Below are 21,421 nucleotides of genomic sequence, written 5' to 3'. Positions count from 1 at the left end.
CGCACGTGAGCGTCGAGGAATAGAATATGGCATCAGCGGCCGAACAGCTCGCCGCCAATATCAACTTTGGCGCCTTTGCGAAGGCTACCGAGCTGAAGAAGCGGATCTGGTTCACCCTCGGGGCACTGATCATCTATCGGCTCGGCACCTACATCCCGCTGCCGGGCATCGATCCCAACATCCTGGCCGACATCTTCCGCCAGAACTCCGGCGGCATCCTGGACATGTTCAACATGTTCTCGGGCGGCGCCCTGTCGCGGATGACCATCTTCGCCCTCAACATCATGCCGTATATCTCGGCATCGATCATCATCCAGCTCATGACGGCGGTGTCCCCGACGCTCGAGCAGATGAAGAAGGAGGGGGAGAGCGGCCGCAAGAAGCTCAACCAGTACACCCGTTACCTGACGGTCCTGCTGGCCACCGTACAGGCGTACGGCATGGCGGTGGGCCTGCAGGGCATGACCGGCTCGGCCGGCGCCGCCGTGCAGAACCCCGGCGTCTTCTTCCTGGCCACCACCGTCATCACGCTGGTCGGCGGCACCATCTTCCTGATGTGGCTGGGCGAGCAGATCACGGCGCGCGGCGTCGGCAACGGCATCTCGCTGATCATCTTCGCCGGCATTGTGGCGGAGCTGCCGAGAGCGCTCGCCGGCACCCTGGAACTGGGACGCACCGGCGCGCTGTCGACCTTCTTCATCATTTTCCTGCTGCTGATGGCGGTGGGGGTGATCTTCTTCATCGTGTTCATGGAGCGGGCCCAGCGCCGGATCATCGTCCAGTATCCGAAGCGCCAGGTCGGCAACCGGATGTTCGGCGGCGAGAGCTCGCACCTCCCGCTGAAGCTCAACACGTCGGGCGTGATCCCGCCGATCTTCGCCAGTTCGCTGCTGCTGCTGCCGCTGACCGTCGCGGGCTTCTCGGGCGGGCAGGGACCGGAGTGGCTGACCGCGATCACGACCTACCTGGGCCATGGCCAGCCGCTGTATATCATCCTGTATGTGGCGCTGATCGTGTTCTTCTGCTTCTTCTATACGGCGATCGTCTTCAATCCCAGCGAGACGGCCGACAATCTGAAGAAGTACGGCGGCTTCATCCCCGGCATCCGCCCGGGCAAGAACACGGCCGACTATCTGGACTATGTCCTGACCCGCCTGACCGTAGTGGGTGCGGCATATTTGTCCGTCGTCTGCCTATTGCCCGAAATCCTGATTTCGCAGTATGCCGTCCCGTTCTATTTTGGCGGCACCAGCCTGTTGATCGTGGTCACCGTCACGATGGATACCGTCGCGCAGATCCATTCGCATCTGCTGGCGCATCAGTACGAAGGCCTGATCAAGAAGGCTAAGCTGCGGGGGAGGAGAGGATGAATTTGATACTGCTGGGACCGCCGGGGGCGGGCAAGGGGACCCAGGCGAAGCGTCTCGAGGATCGGCATGGACTTGTCCAGCTGTCGACCGGGGACATGCTGCGGGCGGTCGTCGCCAGCGGTGCGCCGCTGGGCCAGCAGGCCAAGGAAATCATGGCGGCCGGCAAGCTGATGCCGGACGAACTGATGATCGAGATGATCGCCGACCGTATCTCCCAGCCGGACTGCGCGGCCGGCTTCATCCTCGACGGCTTCCCGCGTACGGTTCCCCAGGCCGAGGCCCTGGACCGGATGCTGGAGGAGAAGGGGCTGAAGCTCGACCACGTGATCGAGATGAAGGTGGACGACGCAGCACTGGTGGAACGGATCACCGGCCGCTACACCTGCTCCAAGTGCGGGCGGGGCTATCACGATACGTTCCAGAAGCCTGCCGTCGAAGGCGTCTGCGACGCCTGCGGCTCGACGGAGTTCTCCCGGCGGGCCGACGACAACGCGGAGACGGTGACCACCCGTCTTGCCGCCTACCATAAGCAGACGGCGCCGATCCTGCCCTATTATCAGGCGCGGGGGGTTCTGGAGGCGGTGGACGGCATGGCCGACATCGACGAGGTGACCGGGCAGATCGAGGCGCTGCTGAAAGACAAGGCAGCCTGAGGACTTCCGCAGACTTTCGATTACGGTTGCAAGACAGACACCGGTTGACTCAAGGAGCGCGGCGAGTATACTCCGCGCTCCTTGGTTCCTAGGGAACCGAGAACTGTATACTCGTCCTGATTCGGCGCGGCTGGTCAGGACCGTGACCGAGACGGACGGCCCCTTACGGGCCACAGATCAAATGTTAAGGAGACGAGCGTGGCGCGTATTGCTGGCGTCAATATCCCGGCGCAGAAGCGCGTGGAGATCGGCCTGACCTATATCCATGGTATCGGACCTTCCAAAGCCAAGGAGATCTGCGGCAAGGTCGCCATCCCCGCTGAACGCCGTGTCAACGAGCTGACCGACGACGAGATCCTGAAGATCCGCGAAGTGATCGACAGCGACTACCGCGTCGAGGGCGACCTGCGCCGTCAGGTGGCGATGAACATCAAGCGCCTGATGGACCTGGGCAGCTACCGGGGTCTGCGGCACCGCAAGGGCCTGCCGGTCCGCGGGCAGCGCACGCATACCAATGCGCGCACCCGCAAGGGTCCGGCCAAGCCGATCGCCGGCAAGAAGAAGTAAGAGATAGGACGGACAGGACCCATGGCCAAGCCTTCTGCCGCTTCCGCGCGCCTTCGTCGTCGCGAGCGCAAGAACATCACTTCGGGCGTCGCTCACGTCAACGCCTCGTTCAACAACACCATGATCACCATCACCGACGCGCAGGGCAACACCATCGCCTGGTCGTCGTCGGGTGCCCAGGGCTTCAAGGGATCGCGGAAGTCGACCCCGTACGCGGCGCAGATCGCCGCCGAGGATGCCGGCCGCAAGGCTCAGGAGCACGGCATGAAAACCCTCGAGGTCGAGGTCAAGGGTCCTGGTTCGGGGCGTGAGTCGGCCCTGCGGGCGCTGCAGTCGGTGGGCTTCGCGATCACCTCGATCCGCGACGTCACGCCGATCCCGCACAACGGCGTTCGTCCGCCGAAGAAGCGCCGCGTCTGATATATCGGACGGCTCTCTGCCGGAGCGACCTTCCTCGAAGGCCTCCGGGAGGCGTTTTCTACCGCGCCTCCAGTTGCCCGCCGTTCCGGGAAAACCGGTCATAGAGCCATCATGACCGGTCAAGCATGGGGATGGCGGCCGAGATTGCCGAAACCCTCCTGTCCAGGGAGGGTATCGGCATTTCTGCGTTGGCACACTGGAACTGGCGCGTCAACCCGATGGCATGAGGTCAAGACGTGATCCAGAAGAATTGGCAGGAGCTGATCAAGCCGAACAAGCTCGACATCCAGCCGGGCGACGATCCGCAGCGGGTCGCGACCGTGGTCGCCGAGCCGCTCGAGCGGGGCTTCGGCCTCACGCTCGGCAACGCGCTCCGTCGCGTCCTGCTGTCCTCCCTCCAGGGTGCGGCCGTCACCTCGATCCAGATCGAGGGCGTGCTGCATGAATTCTCGTCGATCCCCGGCGTGCGCGAGGATGTCACGGACATCGTCCTGAACATCAAGACCATGGGCCTGCGCCTGCACGGCGACGGACCCAAGCGGATGCGCCTGCGCGCCGACGGCCCCGGCGAAGTCACCGCCGGCATGATCGAGACCGGCCCCGACATCGAGGTGATGGATCCCGACCTGGTGATCTGCACCCTCGACAACGGCGCCCGGCTGGTCATGGAGCTGACGGTCGAGAGCGGCAAGGGCTATGTCCCGGCCAGCCAGAACCGTCCGGAAGACGCGCCGATCGGCCTGATCCCGGTGGACGCGCTGTTCGCGCCGATCCGCAAGGTGTCGTACAAGGTCGACAACACCCGCGTCGGCCAAGTCACGGACTACGACCGCCTGTCGATGCAGGTGGAGACCAACGGCGCGGTGTCCCCGGAAGACGCGGTGGCTCTCGCCGCCCGCATCCTCCAGGACCAGCTCCAGCTCTTCATCAACTTCGAGGAGCCGACCCACGCGGTCGCCGAGGAGCGCGGCGAGGAGCCGCCGTTCAACAAGAACCTGCTGCGCAAGGTGGACGAGCTGGAACTGTCGGTCCGGTCCGCCAACTGCCTGAAGAACGACAACATCGTCTATATCGGCGACCTGGTGCAGAAGACGGAGGCGGAGATGCTCCGCACGCCGAACTTCGGCCGCAAGTCGCTGAACGAGATCAAGGAAGTCCTGTCCCAGATGGGTCTGCACCTGGGCATGGAAATCCCGAACTGGCCGCCCGAGAACATCGAAGAGCTGGCCAAGCGTCTCGAAGAGCCGTACTAAGCACCCAACGCCAACTCCGTCCGCCGTACCGGTACCCGCCCTCCAGCGGGCCGGGCGGCGGACTTCACCATCGGTTCCGTGAGCGGAGCCAAGCCAGAGGAAGGAGCACGCAACCATGCGTCACGGTATGAGCGGCCGGAAGTTCAATCGCACGTCCAGCCACCGCAAGGCGATGTTCAGCAACATGGCCGCCGCGCTGATCAAGCACGAGCAGATCAAGACCACCCTTCCGAAGGCGAAGGACCTGCGTCCGATCGTCGAGAAGCTGATCACGCTCGGCAAGAAGGGCGGCCTGCACAACCGCCGCCTGGCCTATGCCCAGCTCCGCGACGACACGGTGGTCGCCAAGCTGTTCGGTCCGATCGCCGAGCGCTACACCGACCGGCCCGGCGGCTACACCCGCGTGCTCAAGGCCGGCTTCCGGTACGGCGACGCCGCTCCGCTGGCGTTCATCGAGCTGGTCGACCGCGACGTCGCGGCCAAGGGCCAGGACAGCGGCCCGGTCATGGTCGACGACGAGGAAGAGAGCCAGGGTTGATCTGATCGACCCTGCGTTCAAGGAAACGAAAGGCAGCCTCCGGGCTGCCTTTCGCGTTTAGGCAGGTATCGAACCTATCCGGAGGCGGTCATGGTCTTGCGATCCAGAGGTTTCGTCAGGGCGGTCATGCTGATCGGCTGCCTGCTCCTGGCCGCTTGCGGCGGTTCCGATCGCCCCGTGCGAGGGGACTCCGTCGTTCCGTCCCAGGGCGGCGAGGCTCCCCCGCGTACCCCGTCGGACGATCTCCGGCCCAACGCGACCCGGGATGACCGCTATTCCTGCCGGCGCGCCTGCGACCGGGACTATTCGGTCTGCATGGATGCCGGAGCCACGCGGCGCGGCGGTGTTCTGGGCAATTCCGGCTATGCGAGCGCCACGTGCGAGCGTCAGCTGAACATGTGCATGGTACGCTGCAACTCCATCCAGTGATGCTTCGGCCTGCCGCCGTGGGCCTCTTCCTCCTTTCGATGCGAATACCCAGATTCCGGTGCATGATGCCGCAGCTACCGTCCCTTCGCCTCGTCCTGCTGCTGATCGCCGGCCTGGTGTCCACCGGTCCCGCCTTCGCCCAGCAGCGGGCCGTTCCCGACTCCCGCCAGCAGATCACGCTGTCCTTCGCGCCGCTGGTAAGGCAGACCGCGCCGGCCGTGGTCAACATCTATACCCGGCGGGTGGTTCAGCAGCGTATTTCGCCGCTGTTGGACGACCCGTTCTTCCAGCGCTTCTTCGGCCAGTCCGCCCCCTTCGGCATGCCGCGCGAGCGGGTCGAGCGGTCGCTCGGTTCGGGCGTCATCGTCGCGGCCGACGGGCTGGTGGTGACCAACGACCACGTGGTCAAGGACAGCGACCAGATCACCGTCGTATTGGCCGACCGGCGGGAGTTCGAGGCGCGGATCGTCTCGACCGATCCCAAGACCGACCTCGCCATCCTGCGCATCACCCCGCCGCGGGGCGAGAGCCTGCCGTTCCTGGCGCTGCACGACAGCGACGACCTGGAAGTCGGCGACCTGGTGCTCGCGATCGGGAACCCCTTCGGCGTCGGCCAGACCGTGACCAGCGGCATCGTGTCGGCGCTGGCCCGGACCGCGGTGGGCGTCAGCGACTTCAACTTCTTCATCCAGACCGACGCGGCGATCAACCCCGGCAATTCCGGCGGTGCGCTGGTGTCCATGGACGGCAGGCTGGTCGGCATCAATTCGGCCATATATTCCCGGAGCGGCGGCTCGCTCGGCATCGGCTTCGCGATCCCGTCCAACATGGTGCGCACCGTGGTCGAGGCGGTGGCCAACGGCGGAAAGCTGGTGCGTCCCTGGCTGGGCGTGGACGGGCAGCCGGTGACCGCCGACATCGCCAGTTCGCTCGGGCTCGGCCGGCCGGCCGGCGTGCTGGTCAACGCGGTCGATCCGAAGAGCGCCGCCGCCAAGGCCGGCCTGCGTGTCGGCGACGTCATCACGGCGATCAACGGGCGGACGGTCGACGATCCGGAAGCCCTGAAGTTCCGCATCGCCACGCTGCCGGTGGGCGGGCAGGCGGCGCTGACGGTGACGCGCGGCGGCTCCGTCCGTCAGGTCGCCTTCAAGGTGACGGCACCGCCCGAGGATCCGCCGCGCGACACGACCCCGCTGAACGGCCGGCAGCCGCTGGCCGGCGCCACGGTCGCCAACCTGTCTCCGGCCCTGGCCGAGGAGATCGGCTTTTCCGGTACGGCGGCGGGCGTCGTCATCCTGGAGGTGGCGCGCAACAGCCCGGCCGCCCGGTTGGGCGTCCAGCCGGGCGACGTGGTTCTGCGGATCGACGACCGCGAGGTGTCCGGCGTCGCCCAGCTCGACAGGCTGCTGTCCCGGCCCCAGCAGAGCTGGCGGGTCACCGTGCGCCGGGGCGATCAGGTGCTGACTTCGGTGGTGGCGGGATGACGCTGTTCTCGGCTTCGGCGCCGCGGCCGCTGGCGGACCGCCTCAGGCCCAGGACCCTGGACGAGGTGGTCGGGCAGGATCATCTGCTAAAACCGGCCGGCCCGATCGGCCGCATGGTGACGAGCCGCCGCCTCGCCTCCATGATCCTGTGGGGACCGCCGGGCTGCGGCAAGACGACGATCGCGCGGCTGCTGGCCGACCAGACCGATTTCCATTTCGAGCCGCTGTCCGCCGTCTTCTCCGGCGTCGCGGACCTGCGCAAGGTGTTCGATGCGGCCAAGCAGCGCCGTGTCGCCGGGCGCGGGACCCTGCTGTTCATCGACGAGATCCACCGGTTCAACCGCAGCCAGCAGGACGGCTTCCTGCCCTATGTGGAGGACGGCACGGTCACGCTGGTCGGCGCCACCACCGAGAACCCCTCGTTCGAGCTGAACGCGGCGCTGCTGTCGCGCGCCCAGGTCTTCGTGCTCAACCGGCTGGACGATGCCGCGCTGGAACTGCTGCTGACCCGCGCCGAGGCGGAGACGGGCAGGACCCTGCCGCTCGACGCGGACGCGCGCCAGGCGATCAAGGCGATGGCGGACGGCGACGGCCGATTCCTGCTCAACCTGTGCGAGGAGCTGTTCGCCCTGGCGCCCGACAGCCCGCTCGACACGACCGCGCTGGCCGGCACCATCCAGCGGCGGGCGCCCCTGTACGACAAGTCCCAGGAAGGCCATTACAACCTGATCAGCGCGCTGCACAAGTCGGTGCGCGGGTCGGACACCGACGCGGCGCTCTATTGGCTGGCCCGGATGCTGGCCGGCGGCGAGGACCCTCGTTTCATCGCCCGGCGGCTGGTCCGGATGGCGGTCGAGGATGTCGGCCTGGCCGACCCCCAGGCGCTTCCCCAGGCGCTGGCCGCGTGGGAGACCTACGAGCGGCTGGGCAGTCCCGAGGGCGAACTGGCCCTGACCCAGTGCGTCATCTACATGGCGACCGCGCCCAAGTCGAACGCCGCCTATGCCGCGTCCAAGGCGGCGATGCGCTCGGCGCGGGAGACCGGGTCGCTGATGCCGCCGATGCACATCCTCAACGCCCCGACCAAGCTGATGAAGGGGCTGGGTTACGGCAAGGGCTACGCGTACGACCACGACACGCCGGAGGGCTTCAGCGGCCAGAACTATTTTCCCGAGGGCATGCCCCGGCAGCAGTTCTACCGCCCGCCCGAGCGGGGCTTCGAGCGGGAGATCCGCAAGCGCCTGGACTATTGGAGCAAGCTGCGGGCCCAGAAAGCCGCCGATCCGGATCCGGAATGACCGGAACCTTCGACGGTTTCGTCGGCATCGACTGGTCCGGCGCGGCCGGCAGGCGCTACCAGGGCATCGCCGTGGCGGAATGCGCCGCCGGCACCGAGGCCCCGGTCCTGGTCGATCCTCCCGACGGCGGGCGGTCCTGGACACGCACCCAGGCGCTGGACTGGCTGGACGGCCGGATCGGGCGGGGCGGCCAGGATGGGGGCGAGCGGCTGCTGATCGGGATCGACTGCGCCTTCTCGCTGCCGTTCGACAGGGCGACGACCTATTTTCCGGACGGTACCGGCGACGTTTTCGCCCTGTGGGACCTGGTGGAGCGGGTCTGCCACGGCGATCCCGACCTGTTCGGCGGGGCTTTCCCGCGCGACCCGGCCTATGCCATGGGCTACTGGACCGCGGGACCGCGAGCGGAGGGGTTCGTGCTAGGGCGGCGGGCGACGGAGGATGCCTGCCGGGCCGATGGCTACGGCTCGCCGGAGAGCCCGTACAAGCTGATCGGCGCCAAGCAGGTGGGGAAGGGGGCGCTGGCCGGCATGCGCCTTCTGAGGGCTCTTCGCACCCGGCGCGAAGACGTGGCGGTCTGGCCGTTCCAGGACCCCGCCGGCCGCAGCACCCTGGTCGAGATCTATCCCAGGCTGTTCCTGATGCGCGCCGGCTGGGGCCTGCGCAAGGTGCGCAGCTGGGGCGACCTGAACCGCTGCCTGGCCCTGCTGGACAGCGATCCGGTCGAGGAGGTCCGACGGGAGCCCAGCGACCACGAGACCGATGCCCTGGTCTCCGCCGCGGGCCTGCGCGCCCTGTCCGGCCTTCCCGGAGTCTGGAACCCCGCTGCGCTGACCGACCGCGCCCGTCGCCAGGAAGGCTGGATCTTCGGAGTCGGCATGCAGCCCTGAACTGGCCGCCATGCCTTGCCGCGGGCTTCCCGCGCGGCTAGGCTGCGCGCTTCATCGAGGAAGCCCGACCCCATGACGTTCTCTCCAACCCTTCTGCTCGCGGTCGCCGCCGGCGGCGCCGCCGGCTCGGTCGCGCGCTTCGTGGTGATGTCCGCGATCGGCAATTGGCTGGGCTTCGCCTTTCCCTACGGCACGCTGGCGGTCAATGTCGCGGGCTCCTTCGTCATGGGCGCGCTGGTGGAACTGGGGGCGCTGGCCTGGAGCCCGTCGCCGGAACTAAAGGCGCTGCTCACCGTCGGGGTGCTCGGCGGCTTCACCACCTTCTCCACCTTTTCGCTCGATGCCGCCGTCCTGATGCAGCGGGGCGAATTGGCGGCGTCGGCGACCTATATGGTGGTCTCGGTACTGTTTTCGGTCGGCGGACTGTTCGCCGGCCTGTTCTTGATCAGGGGCATGGTCGGGTGAGCGAGGTCGAAACACGCATCGTCGCCGGCGAGGAGTCGGAGGTCCGGCTGGACCGCTGGTTCAAGCGGCATTTCCCGCAGCTCAGCCACGGCCACCTGGAGAAGCTGCTGCGGACCGGGCAGGTCCGGGTCGACGGCAAGCGGGCCAAGGCCAACGTCCGGCTGGAGGCGGGCCAGACCGTGCGCATCCCGCCGCTCGGCGATCTCCAGGCCGAACCCGCGCCGGGGGCGGCCAAGCCGAAGGTCAGCCGCAAGGACGCGGCGGAGATCCAGGGGCGCGTGCTGTACCGCGACGCCGACGTGCTGGTGATCAACAAGCCGCCCGGGCTGGCGGTCCAGGGCGGCACGGCGACCCCGCGCCACCTCGACGCCATGCTGGACGCGCTGCGGTTCGACGCGGACGAGCGGCCCAGGCTGGTCCACCGGCTGGACAAGGACACGTCGGGCGTGCTGGTGCTGGCCCGCAACGCCTTCGCGGCGACGAAGCTGGCGGCGGCGTTCCGCGGCAAGGACGCCCGCAAATACTACTGGGCGGTGACGGTCGGCGTGCCCCGGCCGTTCCAGGGCAAGGTGGACGCCCCCCTCGCCAAGGAGCCGACCGGCCGGGGCGAGCGGGTCGCGATCGACGAGGAGGAGGGCAAGCGCGCCGTCAGCCTCTACCAAGTGATCGAGCACGCCACCAAGAAGGTCGCCTGGGTGGCGCTGTGGCCGCTGACCGGCCGCACGCACCAGTTGCGCGTCCACATGGAGGCGATCGGCACGCCGATCCTGGGCGACGGCAAGTATGGCGGCCCGGACGCCTTCCTGGCCGGCGCCGGGGTTTCCGGCAAGCTTCACCTGCATGCCCGGCGGCTGATCCTGCCGCATCCCCGCGGCGGCCGGATCGACGTGACGGCGCCGCTGCCGGAGCACATGGTCAGGACCTGGGACTATTTCAGCTTCGACAAGGAGAACGACGGCGATCCCTTCGCCGCGGTCGATTAGGCCCGGGCGGGGTTAGCGCCATCGAGGTTTCGTGCTATCAGGTCGGAAAGATACAGGGTCAGGAAAATTAAAGGAAAAGACCGAAGATCATGCCCCTGAACGACAAATCCCGGCCCGGTTCCAAGCCGCTGCGCCTCGCCCTGTTCGACTGCGACGGGACCCTGGTGGACAGCCAGTACGCGATCGTCGCCGCCATGAACGCGGCGTTCGTGGCGCTGGGCCTGCCGCTGCCCGATGCCGCTGCGGTGCGCCGCGTGGTCGGGCTGCCCCTGGTCCAGGCGATCGCCGTCCTGCTGCCGGACGCCCAGCCGAGGCTCCACGTGACGCTGGCCGATCGCTACAAGCTGGCCTTCGCCGACGCGCGCAACCGCGGCGTCCACGAGGAGCCGCTGTTTCCCGGCATCCGCGGCGCGCTCGACGCGCTGGAGAGCGCCGGACTGCTGCTCGGCGTCGCGACCGGCAAGTCGCGCCGCGGCCTGGTCGCCACCCTGGACCAGCATGGCCTGCTCGACCGGTTCACGACCCTGCAGACATCCGATACCGGCCCCGGCAAGCCGCATCCGGACATGGTGTTCCGCGCCCTTGCCGAAACCGGGGTGGAAGCTTCCGACACGGTTGTCATCGGCGACACCACCTACGACATGTTGATGGCCGGCAGCGCCCGTGCCGGCGCGGTCGGAGTCGCCTGGGGCTATCACGAGGTGGCGGAACTGACGGGAGCCGGGGCGCAGCGCATCTGCGAGACGGCGGACCAGGTGCCCGCAGCCGTCCTGGCGCTGCTCGACCTCTAGAATGCCGATCCGGCGCAATGGATGAAGTGAGAGATGAAGAGGTTCTACAAGGAAGTCTCGGTGGCCCGCACCGACGCCGGGCATGAGGTCCGGCTCGACGGGCGGCCGCTCCGGACCCCGGCCAAGGCGCCCCTGGTGCTGCCCCAGGCCGGCCTGATGCAGGTCATCGCCGAGGAGTGGGATGCCCAGCTGGAAAACATCAAGCCGGCCGACATGCCGGTGACCCAGCTGGCCAGCACCGCCATCGACCGCATCCCGGCCCAGCGGGCGGAGATCGTCCGGGCGGTCGCCGCCTATGCCGAAACCGACCTGCTATGCTACAGGGCGGACCACCCGGCCGAGCTGGCGGAACGGCAGGAGCGGGTCTGGCAGCCGCTGCTGGATTGGGCCGCCGTCCGCTACGGCGCCCAGCTGGAGGTCCATACCGGCATCATGCCGAAACCCCAGCCGGCCGAGGCCTGCGCGCTGCTGGCCCGCGTGGTCGAGGAGCTGGACGACATGATGCTGGCCGGCCTGCAGAACGCGACCTCGGCGCTGGGCTCGCTGGTCCTCGCGCTGGCGCTGATGGAGGGCAGGGTCTCCGCCGAGGAGGCCTATGCCGCGGCCCAGCTGGACGAGACGTTCCAGATCGAGCAGTGGGGCGAGGATGCGGAGGCCACGGCCCGCCGCGCGGCCCTGAAGGCGGACATCCTGGCGACGCGGCGGTTTCTGGATCTGGTTAAGGTTTGAATGGTATCAATGGGAACCGGTAATCTTCGGACAGAACCCAACCATTCCTCACGGCGGCCATGACCCTCGACCAGATTGAAGCCAAGATGCGCAAGCGTCTGCCGCAATTCCGCGCCTTCAACGGCGCGGCCCGATTCGACTTCGGCAAGGACGGCCTGCTGCGGCTGGACGCGACCAAGACCCCGGCGACCCTCCAGCGGGAAGACGGCGACGCGGTCTGCACCATCCGCATGACGCTGGAGAATTTCGACAGGATGCTCGACGGCGATCTCAATCCGACGCTGGCGTTCGCGACCGGCAAGCTGAAGGTCCAGGGCTCCATGGGCTCCGCCCTCAAGCTGGCGTCGCTGCTGGAGGAGTGACGCGGAGGCCGATGGAGCCTCAACCGCACGTCAGGTAAGGTGAAGCGGCACCCGGCAACCTTACGATTGCCGGGTGCCGCTTCGTTTTTGAGCAAGGATGCACCGCTTGCCGCGGCCTCGGTGCTTAACGGTTTCGATGTTTGGCCGTATGTCGCCGCGACTTGGGCCGTGATACCGATGGCAGGTCGACGCCGTCCCGATCTCGCGCTTGTTCTGATTCCCGCCTGTTAAGCTTGGCTATTTTACTGAATGTTATTTACGCAATGCGGCGAATACATATGTGTGTCAAGAAGTTCGTCGCCAAAATGATGGATCATTACTATCAAATTCATTGAATTTGCGTTGAAATTTCGCGGAATGTGGCGCAAGAGAATCCCTCGATCGTCGAATTTCCAAACGGCACTGGAGCATGGGCATGAGCAATACACCGGGATCGGTTCCGGTCGGGGCCATTCTTGCAATCTATGGCTCGTCCTCCTCGCCGCCGGTTGGATGGCTGTGGTGCAACGGCGCGACGTTCGACGGTAACCAGTATCCCCAGCTCGCCGCCCTGCTGCCCAATCTCACCCTGCCGGATCTGACCGACCGCACCCTGGTGGGGGCGGGAAAGTCCTACACTTTGGGCCAGACCTTCGGAAGCGCGCAGGTGACGCTGAGCACGGACCAGATGCCGTCCCATCAGCACTACGGCTGGGGGGCGGGGGGACATGACAATGACAGCCAAGGGCTGGGATTCGGCGAGTCGTCGACCGGCGGCTACTACGGTGCGGATGGTCACAGCACGGACAACAATCTTTACGCATCGACCTGGGAAGGTGGAGTCGGCACCAACGACATCGCGGTGGAGTATCCCGACGGCTCGACCGGCACGACGTCTTCCGGATCGTCCGACAGCAATCCGATCGACGTGAGGCAGCCCTCCTACGCGGTCAACTTTATCATCTATGCCGGTCAGGGGAGCTGACCATGTTCCGCAGGCAGGACCCCTATTCCTACATCCAAAGCCAGACCCTGTACCTGAACAACGCCGACGGCAGCAAGCAGTCCATCGGCATCCTGATGACGGATTACAAGACGGTTCTGTACAATGATGTCCAGGTCCTGACCACCGGATCGGCAGACCAGCCCGACGAGCAACAGTTCATCCTCACCTGCACGCAGAGGATCCTGCTCAAGAACCCGACCAATACGTCGGTGACTCCCATCCCGGTAGGTTCGGCGACGCAGGAGTCCTTCGAGAATTACCCGGCCCTGTTGACTTCCACCGTGTCCTTGACCGACCAGGAAGGGAACGCGCCGGACGGGGTGACGGTGGAACTGCTGGATTACGCTCCGCAGACCGTCAATGCCGCCGTACAGCAGAACACATCCGCAGGGACCTCGACCGGAGCTTCCACCGCCACGTCGAACACGACCGGAAGCACCTATTCGCAGTCCAGCACCTACGGAGTCTCCGTCACAGCCGGCGACACCTTCGCGGGTGCCACGTCCTCGTTCGAGCACAGCACCACCAGGTCGACCGAGAAATCGCAGATGGAGCAGTCCGGAACGTCGAGTGACAAGCAGTCTTCCAGTTCGGAGTCCATGAGCATCAAGGATTGGGGATCCTACAGCTACGTGAATCCCCTGAGCCAGTTTCCGACCTGGATATTCGGCCAGGAAGTCCCCTGGAACGCGATCGATTGCCGCTTCTCGACCGGAGCGGCGAATCCGAACAACACCAACCAGGCGGAGATGTATATTTCCCAATACATGGCTACCAATCTGTTCGATGGGTCCTTTCTCTACCCGCCGACCGAACTTTCCATGTACGGACTGAACTTCGTCATGAAGACCGTGTGGCGCATTCGGGTCGGATACAGCGCATCCACGACCGTCACGCTCAATCATCCGATTTCCTACTACTCCGCCTCCCATGCCCTGACGGTAAGCAACGACGTGGCCGTGCCGGTCGTCTACATGGACAATGCCCCCGCGACGCTCTACGTCCAGAACCCGGACGACGCGAATCTGTATGTCGAACCGGCGGTGACGCTCGACCTCAACGTGATGGGGCTCGACCCGATCGGGGTCAACAACCAGGTTGCCATCATCGGCTTCATTCCGACCCGCTTCATCCCGCAGGTCGATGCCTCGGGTCAGGTGCCCCAGGGTTTCCGGACCCTGGCGACGACCAACGACCTGATGATCGACGACACGACCGGGTACGCGGCGGGATCATCCTCGGGCTTCGTCGTGTCGGGGACCTGCCTGACGGCCAGTTGGAGCGACACGCAGGATTTCCCTTACCAGATCACGCTGTACTTCAAGATCATCGATTCGGTGAGCGAATACAGCCTTCAGCTGAAGCACTGGAAGACCGGCACGACGGGGGTCAAGCTGACCTTCGTCGTCAACGGCGATGCCGGCCAGACCCTGGTCAAGTATGTCGATGCGGAAGAAGGGGAGGGCGGCGACGGCAACGTGCTGATCGTCTCGCTGCGCGACCTGGATTTCTCCTCGATCGACTACCACGACTATCTGCAACTCGGGCTCAATTCCGTGTCGATCACGATGGAGCCGATAGACGACGCCTGGAGCGATTGCGGCTATCAGATCCGCGCCATCGCCATCGAAAAATCCTGACGCGGGTCGGGTCATGCCCAAGAAGAAGGCCCAGTACAAGCATAAGAGGGCCAAGACGGCGTTCGGCTTCTTCTCCAAGTCCTACATCAAGAAGGGACGGAAAGGGACGGCGCCCCAAGGACCTCACATCGTGGCGCACGTCACCACGTCGGAGTTCATGGAGGGGCTCGCCGACAAGCAGTTCGAGTTCAAGAACATCCGGTCAAGGAGCCGCCTCCGCCTCAGCTCCGGTCAGGAGAACAGGGTCATCCGCGACCTGCTCAAGAAACGCAGGGGCGACCGTCCGGCCGTGCTGAGGCAGCAGCGCGTGAAGTTCGTCTCCATGATGCATCTCAGGGACCTTGAGCTGGACGCGGCAATCGATCCGAACCATCAGGCCCAGCTTTTCGGAGAGCGGTTCGAACTGTCCTCCCGGCAGACCTCGGCCATCGAGCGGGGCTCCTATACCCACGACGAGATCAAGGGCAAGGGAGAGACGCGTGTCAAGGCCAAGGCCGACCTCAAGAAGGCATCCAAGCTTCGGGCCAAGGACAAGCCCGGCGATTTCAAGACCATGGATTACATGACCCTGGCTGACCGGGATGCCAAGAAGGCCCTGAAGCGGATGGGACAGATGGGAAGGATCGCGGTCAGCAAAGGCGGTGATACCGGCTCCCAACTGTCGGAGGACTCGGTGCAATCGCTCCAGGACTCTGAACCGCGCCGGGTTTACCGGAGGCCCCATTTCTTGAGAGACTGGGGTCATCATGACGAAACAGGCATCACCCAAGTACGCCCCTGAAGTCCGCGAACGCGCGGTTCGGATGGTGTTCGAGCACGAAGGCGAGCACGCGTCGCAGTGGGCGGCGATCAGCTCGATCGCGACCAAGATCGGCTGCACGGCGGAGACGCTGCGGGGCTGGGTCCGGCAGGCCGAGCGCGACCAGGGCAAGCGGCCTGGTCCGACAACGGACGAGCAGGAGCGGATCAAGGCGCTGGAGCGCGAAGTCCGTGAGCTGCGCCAGGCAAACGAGATCCTTCGCAAGGCATCGGCGTATTTCGCCCAGGCGGAGCTCGACCGCCCGTTCCGGAAATGATCGCCTTCATCGACGAGCAGCGCGCCGTCCACGGGGTCGAGCCGATCTGCAAGGTGCTGCCGATCGCCCCGTCGACCTACCGCGCCCATGCCGCCCGGCGGACTGACCCGTCAAAGGCGCCGGCCCGCTGGCGAAGCGATGCCGAGATAAGCGTGGTTATCCGGCGGATCTGGGATGAGAATTTCCAGGTCTACGGGGTCCGGAAGGTCTGGCGGCAGTTGCGGCGGGAAGGCCTTGCCGTGGCGCGTTGCACGGTAGCCCGCCTGATGCGGCGTATGGGGCTGAAGGGGGTGACACGCGGCAAGACGGTACGGACGACGATAAGCGACCTGGCGGCGCCGTGTCCGCTCGACCGGGTGAACCGTCAGTTCCGGGCGCCCCGCCCGAACACCCTGTGGCTGGCGGATTTCACGTATGTGGCGACTTGGCAGGGCTTCGTCTACGTGGCCTTCGTCATCGACGCCTTTGCCCGGCGGATCGTCGGCTGGCGGGTCTCCAGCACCGCCCACGCCGGCTTCGTGCTGGATGCCCTGGAGCAGGCGCTTCACGACCGCCGACCTGCCAAAGGCAGCGGTCTCATTCATCATTCCGATCGCGGGTCGCAATATGTCGCTATCAAGTACACCGAGCGTCTCACCGACGCTGGCGTCGAGCCCTCCGTGGGAAGCGTTGGCGATTCCTATGACAATGCCTTGGCCGAGACGATCAACGGCCTCTACAAGACCGAGGTGATCCGGCGCCGCGGACCGTGGCGCACCCTGGAAGCCGTCGAGTTCGCCACCCTGGAATGGGTGGACTGGTTCAACCACCGGCGCCTGCTCGAGCCCATCGGCAATATCCCGCCCGCCGAGGCCGAAGCGCGCTACTATGCTCAAACCGAGGACGTCGCCATAGCGGCGTGACTCAACTAAATCGGCCTCCGGGAATCCCGGGGCGGTTCACTCCGTCTATGGCGAGGCGCTGGAGGTGGCCAAAGGGAAGTTCAAGCTGAGCAGGAAGAGGCTTGCGAAGGGCCATGCCAAATGGTGGGCACGGCGCTGACGCGAGCGGTTGCCGGGACCTGCTCCGAACGCCGGACGTTTCCGGCATTCGGAGCGTCACCGTGATCGGGGAAGGTTGTTCAGCCTGACCCGCGCCGGCTCTGAAGGTTGCTCCCATTCTCCGTCAGGAGGGTCCGGAACGCCTCCGCGGCCGGCGGCAGCGAGCGGCCGGCCTTGAGCACCAGGGTGATGGAGCGGCGCAGCCGGGGCTCGACGATCCGCAGCGACGGGATCGCCGGATCAAGCCTCAGCTCGATCGCGGTGGAGGGCAGGATGGCGATGCCCAGGCCGGCCCGCACCAGCCCCAGCGCGGTGCTCATGTAGGTGACCTCGTAGGCCGGGGCGACGAGGTGGCCGAGATCGGCGAAGGCCCGGTCGGTCAGGCGGCGCACGCTGCTCGACATGTCCATCAGGATCAGCGGCTCCCCGGCGAGCCGTTCCAGCATGACCTCCCGCTCGCGGCTCAACGGATGCGTCGCCGGAACCACCGCCCGCATCTCGTCCTCGAACAGCGGGACGGATGTCAGGCCGGCTTCCGGCTCCAGGTCGGCGCCGATGCCGAGATCCACGCTCTCGTCGCGGACCATGGCGTTGATCCGCTCGACCACGGAGTCGCGGATCACGACCCGGATGAGCGGATGCCCTTCCCGGAACCGGGCGATCAGCGGCGGCAGCACCGTCGCGGCGACGGAGGGCAGGGCCGCGATCCGCACCACGCCGTAGCGCATCGCCGCCATTTCCCGCGTGCCGGCGACGACGGCGTCCATCTCCCCCATCAGCCGGGTCAGGACCGGCAGCAGTTCGCGCCCGATCCGGGTCAGCTCGACCGCCCGAGTGTTGCGGTCGAACAGCTTGACGGCCAGCGTCTGTTCGAGCCGGCGGATCTGCACCGTCAGCGCAGGCTGGGTCAGGTTCAGCAGGTCGGCGGCCCGGGTGAAGCTGCCGAAGCGCGCGACGACGATGAAGGCCCGGATCTGGCGAAGCTCGACACTCATAAAGAGAATTTATTACAGAGATCAGAAAGTTTCAATTCTCTGATCAGTCAACCCAAGTTATGAAAAATGGAGAGTAACTACAGGCCGCCGCGGAAGAGCCGGCCGGAACCATAAACAAAGGAGAGGAAATGCTGGCCGCCCTTGGCTTCGCGACCATCGCCATCTTTCTGATCGCCATCATGACCAGGCGGGTTTCCGTGCTGGTGGCGCTCGTCCTCATTCCCGTCGTGTTCGGACTTCTGGCCGGCGCCGGCCCGGACCTCGGCAAGATGATGCTCGACGGCATCGTCAAGGTCGCTCCGGTCGGCGTGATGATCATCTTCGCCGTCCTCTATTTCGGCCTGATGCTCGATGTCGGGCTGTTCGACCCCATGATCTCCGGACTGCTTCGGCTGGCCAAGGGCGATCCGGTGAAGGTGGCGCTCGCCACCGCGGTGCTGACCATGGCGGTCGCGCTGGATGGCGACGGCGCCACGACCTTCCTGATCACGGTATCCGCCATGCTGCCGCTCTACCAGAGGCTCGGCATGGACCGGCTGGTGCTGTCCGGCATCGTCTGCCTGGGCGCGGGCGTGATGAACATCCTGCCTTGGGGCGGCCCCACGGTCCGCGCCATGGCCGCGCTGAAGGCGGATGCCTCCGTGGTGTTCAACCCGGTGGTCCCGGCCATGGTGGCCGGTATCTGCTGGGTGCTGTTCGTGGCCTTCATGCTCGGCCGGCGCGAGCGCCGCCGGCTCGGCGTCGCGGATCTCCACCAGCCCGCCAGCGTCGGGGCGGCGGCGACGCCGGCGTCGCTGCTGGACCAGGGGGGAGGCGTCGGAGAGGCCGGCAAGCGGGCCGAGCCGGGCAATCCGATGCTGTTCTGGTTCAACGCCGCGCTGACCGTGGCGCTGGTCGTCGGCCTGCTGATGGGGCTGCTGCCGCTGCCGATCCTGTTCATCCTGGCCTTCTCGGTGGCTCTGCTGGTCAATTATCCGCGGTGGGAGGACCAGCAGAAGCATCTGGTCTCCCACGCATCCAGCGTCGTCACCGTCTCCACCATGATCTTCGCCGCCGGCATCTTTACCGGCGTGCTGACCGGCACGAAGATGATCGAGGCGATGGCCTCGGCCACCGTGTCGGTCATTCCGGAAGCGCTCGCCGGATACCTGCCGCTGATCGTGGCGGTCGCGAGCATGCCGCTCAGCCTCGTCTTCACGCCCGACGCCTTCTATTTCGGCGTGATGCCGGTGCTGGCCCAGGCGGCGGGAAGCCTGGGCCTGGACCCGGTCGTGATCGGCCGGGCCTCGATCCTGGGCCAGATGACCACCGGCTTCCCGCTGAGCCCCCTGACGGCGTCCACCTTCATCCTGATCGGCCTCAGCGGCGTGACGCTGGGCGACCATCAGCGGTTCATCTTCCCCTGGGCGTTCGGGACCACGCTGGTGATGACGGCCGTCGCCTTCGCCACCGGCGCGCTCTCGAGCTGAGGAGACTTCTCGAATGATACGAATCGGTTGCGGGGCCGGCTTCGGCGGCGATCGGCTGGAACCCGCCGTGACGCTCCTGGAGCGGGCGGAACTCGACTTCCTCGTGCTCGAATGCCTGGCGGAGCGGACGATCGGGCTCGGCCAGACACGCCGGATGAACGACCCGGAGGCGGGATACGACCCGCTGCTGGACCGCCGCCTCGCTCCCCTGCTGCCGCTGCTGAAGCGGCACGGCACCCGGCTCGTCACCAACATGGGATCGGCGAACCCGCTGGCCGCAGGGCGGCGTGTCGTCCGCCTGGCGGAGGAGGCCGGCATCGCCTTGACCGTGGCCGTGGTCACCGGCGACGACGTCCTCGACGCCATCGACCCGGAGGCGCCGTCGCTGGAGAACGGCCGGCCGCTCTCCGGCCACGGCCCGATCCTGTCGGCCAACGCCTATCTGGGAGCGGACGCCCTGCTGCCGGCCCTGGAGACCGGCGCCGACGTGGTGATCACCGGACGGGTCGCCGACCCGTCGCTGGTGGTGGCGCCGCTGGCGCACCGGTTCGGCTGGAAGCTCGACGACTGGGACCGGATCGGGCAGGCGACGGTGATCGGGCACCTGCTCGAATGCGCCGGGCAGATCACCGGCGGCTACTTCGCCGACCCCGGGCGCAAGGACGTGCCGGGCCTGGCCGACCTGGGCTTCCCCTTCGCCGACATCGATGCCGAGGGCCGCTGCCGGATCGGCAAGCTGGCCGGGACGGGCGGCCTGATCACCGCGGCGACCGTGAAGGAGCAGCTGCTGTACGAGGTCACCGATCCGTCCGGCTATGTCACGCCCGACGCGGTCGCCGATTTCCGCGCCGTGCGGATCACCCCGACCGGTCCCGACGAGATCGAGGTCACCGGCGGAACGGCGAAGCCGCGGCCGGACACGCTGAAGGTCAGCGTCGGCTACCATGCCGGCTTCGTCGGGGAGGGGGAGATCTCCTACGCCGGGGCCAACGCGCTTGGCCGCGCCCGGCTCGCCGGCCGGATCCTGGACGAGCGGCTGAGGCCGTCGATCCCGGAGCTGACCGTCGAGTGCCTCGGCGGCGAGGCGTACCGCCACGGCTTCCTGGAAGGTGTGCCGCCGACCGTCGAGTACCGGCTGCGCGTCGTCGGCCGGGCCTCGGACGCCGCCGCCGCCGGGGAGATCGGCCGCGAGGTGGAGGCTATGCTGACCAACGGCCCGGCCGGCGGGGGCGGCGCCCGCGGCAGCATCCGGGAGACCGTCGGCATCGTGTCCACCCTGGTCGATCGGTCGCGGGTCCGGCCCCAGGTCACCGTCATGGAGAGCGCCCGATGAAGATCCGCCTGCACGAGATCGCCCACTGCCGGGCCGGCGACAAGGGCGACACCTCCACCCTGTCCCTGTTCGCCTTCGAAGAGCGGCATTATCCGCTGCTGTGCCGGGAGGTCACCGCCGAGTCGGTCCGGCGGCACCTGTCGCGCACGGTCCGGGGCGAGGTGGTCCGGTTCGAGATGCCGAACGTGGCGGCGCTCCAGTTCGTCTGCCGCCAGGCGCTCCGCAGCGGCGTCACCACCTCGCTGGCCATCGATCCCCACGGCAAGTGCCTCAGCTCCGAACTGCTCGAGATGGAGATCGAAGCCGGGGAATGAGTCTTCTCAGGGTTGACCGCAATTAACCTTAATGTAATCCGGATGCGGAATGATCGGTTCCAGGCGGGACGGGCTTGTGCCAGCCGCATCAGGAGAGTGAGCATGTCGGTTGCGGTCGGACAGTGCTTCGTCAAGGCGGGCGCCTCGTACCCCGACGTCTGGCAGGTCGTCAGCATCGACCGGCCGCCGGTTTCCATCGCCCATGCGCGGCTGGTCCGGCTGAGCAACCCCGACGACAGGAAGACGCTGTCGCTGGTTGCCCTTGCCGATCGGCGGCAATATGTGCCCCACGAAGGCAGCAAGATCCTGCGCCGCCGGCTGGGGGCGCTGTAGGCGC

24 protein-coding genes and 1 other annotated feature are annotated in these 21,421 nt (G+C 66.7%); of the genes, 23 read left to right on the top strand and 1 reads right to left on the bottom strand.

The window, feature by feature from the left end:
• Nucleotides 1–26 precede the first annotated feature (26 nt).
• The 19 genes from secY (at nucleotide 27) to IGS68_RS19915 (ending at nucleotide 16,835) form a co-directional block, all read left to right on the top strand.
• Nucleotides 27–1,370, top strand: a complete 1,344-nt coding sequence (secY, locus tag IGS68_RS20005) for a preprotein translocase subunit SecY (protein ID WP_201072999.1) — start codon at nucleotides 27–29, stop codon at nucleotides 1,368–1,370.
• Complete coding sequence (locus IGS68_RS20000; protein WP_201072997.1) at nucleotides 1,367–2,023, top strand: adenylate kinase; 657 nt, start codon at nucleotides 1,367–1,369, stop codon at nucleotides 2,021–2,023. Before secY ends, IGS68_RS20000 begins: the two co-directional genes overlap by 4 nt.
• A 198-nt stretch (nucleotides 2,024–2,221) precedes the next feature.
• Nucleotides 2,222–2,590 (top strand): 30S ribosomal protein S13, encoded by a 369-nt coding sequence (rpsM, locus tag IGS68_RS19995; protein ID WP_158044289.1) that lies wholly within the window; start codon nucleotides 2,222–2,224, stop codon nucleotides 2,588–2,590.
• A gap of 21 nt (nucleotides 2,591–2,611) precedes the next feature.
• On the top strand, nucleotides 2,612–3,010 hold the full coding sequence (rpsK, locus tag IGS68_RS19990; protein ID WP_201072993.1) for a 30S ribosomal protein S11: 399 nt from the start codon (nucleotides 2,612–2,614) through the stop codon (nucleotides 3,008–3,010).
• Nucleotides 3,011–3,246: 236 nt separating this feature from the next.
• Nucleotides 3,247–4,263 (top strand): DNA-directed RNA polymerase subunit alpha, encoded by a 1,017-nt coding sequence (locus tag IGS68_RS19985; protein WP_201072985.1) that lies wholly within the window; start codon nucleotides 3,247–3,249, stop codon nucleotides 4,261–4,263.
• Between the two features lie 115 nt (nucleotides 4,264–4,378).
• Nucleotides 4,379–4,801, top strand: a complete 423-nt coding sequence (rplQ, locus tag IGS68_RS19980) for a 50S ribosomal protein L17 (RefSeq protein WP_201072983.1) — start codon at nucleotides 4,379–4,381, stop codon at nucleotides 4,799–4,801.
• Nucleotides 4,802–4,891: 90 nt separating this feature from the next.
• On the top strand, nucleotides 4,892–5,230 hold the full coding sequence (locus tag IGS68_RS19975; protein ID WP_201072981.1) for a hypothetical protein: 339 nt from the start codon (nucleotides 4,892–4,894) through the stop codon (nucleotides 5,228–5,230).
• Between the two features lie 62 nt (nucleotides 5,231–5,292).
• Nucleotides 5,293–6,714: a DegQ family serine endoprotease gene (locus IGS68_RS19970; RefSeq protein ID WP_201072979.1), complete on the top strand. Its 1,422-nt coding sequence runs from the start codon at nucleotides 5,293–5,295 to the stop codon at nucleotides 6,712–6,714.
• Nucleotides 6,711–8,012 carry a replication-associated recombination protein A gene (locus tag IGS68_RS19965; protein WP_201072977.1) on the top strand — a complete coding sequence of 434 codons (1,302 nt, stop codon included), beginning with the start codon at nucleotides 6,711–6,713 and terminating at the stop codon, nucleotides 8,010–8,012. Before IGS68_RS19970 ends, IGS68_RS19965 begins: the two co-directional genes overlap by 4 nt.
• Nucleotides 8,009–8,902, top strand: coding sequence for a hypothetical protein (locus IGS68_RS19960; protein WP_201072974.1), 894 nt, complete (start codon nucleotides 8,009–8,011; stop codon nucleotides 8,900–8,902). Before IGS68_RS19965 ends, IGS68_RS19960 begins: the two co-directional genes overlap by 4 nt.
• A gap of 72 nt (nucleotides 8,903–8,974) precedes the next feature.
• Nucleotides 8,975–9,367, top strand: a complete 393-nt coding sequence (crcB, locus tag IGS68_RS19955) for a fluoride efflux transporter CrcB (RefSeq protein WP_201072972.1) — start codon at nucleotides 8,975–8,977, stop codon at nucleotides 9,365–9,367.
• Nucleotides 9,364–10,350, top strand: a complete 987-nt coding sequence (locus IGS68_RS19950) for an RluA family pseudouridine synthase (protein ID WP_201072970.1) — start codon at nucleotides 9,364–9,366, stop codon at nucleotides 10,348–10,350. Before crcB ends, IGS68_RS19950 begins: the two co-directional genes overlap by 4 nt.
• Before the next feature lie 89 nt (nucleotides 10,351–10,439).
• Nucleotides 10,440–11,141 carry an HAD-IA family hydrolase gene (locus IGS68_RS19945; protein ID WP_201072968.1) on the top strand — a complete coding sequence of 234 codons (702 nt, stop codon included), beginning with the start codon at nucleotides 10,440–10,442 and terminating at the stop codon, nucleotides 11,139–11,141.
• 33 nt (nucleotides 11,142–11,174) lie between these two features.
• A complete protein-coding gene (locus IGS68_RS19940) occupies nucleotides 11,175–11,870 on the top strand; it encodes an ATP12 family chaperone protein (protein ID WP_201072966.1) in 696 nt (231 codons plus the stop codon).
• Nucleotides 11,871–11,929: 59 nt separating this feature from the next.
• Nucleotides 11,930–12,232 carry an SCP2 sterol-binding domain-containing protein gene (locus IGS68_RS19935; RefSeq protein ID WP_201072964.1) on the top strand — a complete coding sequence of 101 codons (303 nt, stop codon included), beginning with the start codon at nucleotides 11,930–11,932 and terminating at the stop codon, nucleotides 12,230–12,232.
• 415 nt (nucleotides 12,233–12,647) lie between these two features.
• Nucleotides 12,648–13,196, top strand: coding sequence for a phage tail protein (locus tag IGS68_RS19930; RefSeq protein WP_201072962.1), 549 nt, complete (start codon nucleotides 12,648–12,650; stop codon nucleotides 13,194–13,196).
• Nucleotides 13,197–13,198: 2 nt separating this feature from the next.
• On the top strand, nucleotides 13,199–14,857 hold the full coding sequence (locus IGS68_RS19925; RefSeq protein ID WP_201072960.1) for a hypothetical protein: 1,659 nt from the start codon (nucleotides 13,199–13,201) through the stop codon (nucleotides 14,855–14,857).
• Nucleotides 14,858–14,870: 13 nt separating this feature from the next.
• Nucleotides 14,871–15,638 (top strand): hypothetical protein, encoded by a 768-nt coding sequence (locus tag IGS68_RS19920; RefSeq protein ID WP_201072958.1) that lies wholly within the window; start codon nucleotides 14,871–14,873, stop codon nucleotides 15,636–15,638.
• Nucleotides 15,604–16,835, top strand: a protein-coding gene (locus IGS68_RS19915; protein WP_201072042.1) for an IS3 family transposase whose coding sequence is annotated in 2 segments (ribosomal slippage) — nucleotides 15,604–15,898 and nucleotides 15,898–16,835 — 1,233 coding nt in all. Because the reading frame shifts where the segments join, the coding sequence is not laid out codon by codon here. The genes IGS68_RS19920 and IGS68_RS19915 overlap by 35 nt, the downstream gene beginning before the upstream one ends.
• Nucleotides 15,888–16,004, top strand: a sequence feature (AL1L pseudoknot). It overlaps the preceding gene by 117 nt.
• Before the next feature lie 218 nt (nucleotides 16,836–17,053).
• Here the strand turns inward: IGS68_RS19915 and IGS68_RS19910 are convergent.
• Entirely contained in the window at nucleotides 17,054–17,968 is a 915-nt protein-coding gene (locus IGS68_RS19910; protein ID WP_201072956.1) for a LysR family transcriptional regulator, read from the bottom strand.
• Between the two features lie 128 nt (nucleotides 17,969–18,096).
• Between IGS68_RS19910 and IGS68_RS19905 the strand changes: the two genes are divergently transcribed.
• From IGS68_RS19905 to IGS68_RS19890, 4 genes are all read left to right on the top strand, one after another.
• Complete coding sequence (locus IGS68_RS19905) at nucleotides 18,097–19,437, top strand: CitMHS family transporter (protein ID WP_201072954.1); 1,341 nt, start codon at nucleotides 18,097–18,099, stop codon at nucleotides 19,435–19,437.
• Nucleotides 19,438–19,450: 13 nt separating this feature from the next.
• On the top strand, nucleotides 19,451–20,770 hold the full coding sequence (locus IGS68_RS19900) for an acyclic terpene utilization AtuA family protein (RefSeq protein WP_201072952.1): 1,320 nt from the start codon (nucleotides 19,451–19,453) through the stop codon (nucleotides 20,768–20,770).
• Nucleotides 20,767–21,084, top strand: a complete 318-nt coding sequence (locus IGS68_RS19895; protein WP_247880989.1) for an AtuA-related protein — start codon at nucleotides 20,767–20,769, stop codon at nucleotides 21,082–21,084. Before IGS68_RS19900 ends, IGS68_RS19895 begins: the two co-directional genes overlap by 4 nt.
• A 102-nt stretch (nucleotides 21,085–21,186) precedes the next feature.
• Entirely contained in the window at nucleotides 21,187–21,417 is a 231-nt protein-coding gene (locus tag IGS68_RS19890; RefSeq protein ID WP_201072950.1) for a hypothetical protein, read from the top strand.
• Nucleotides 21,418–21,421: the final 4 nt, after the last annotated feature.

Source organism: Skermanella sp. TT6 (genome assembly GCF_016653635.2).
GTDB classification, from domain to species: Bacteria; Pseudomonadota; Alphaproteobacteria; order Azospirillales; family Azospirillaceae; genus Skermanella; species Skermanella cutis.
The sequence above is the reverse complement of the archived record's forward strand: the minus strand, read 5'-3'. Positions and strand labels throughout refer to the sequence as shown.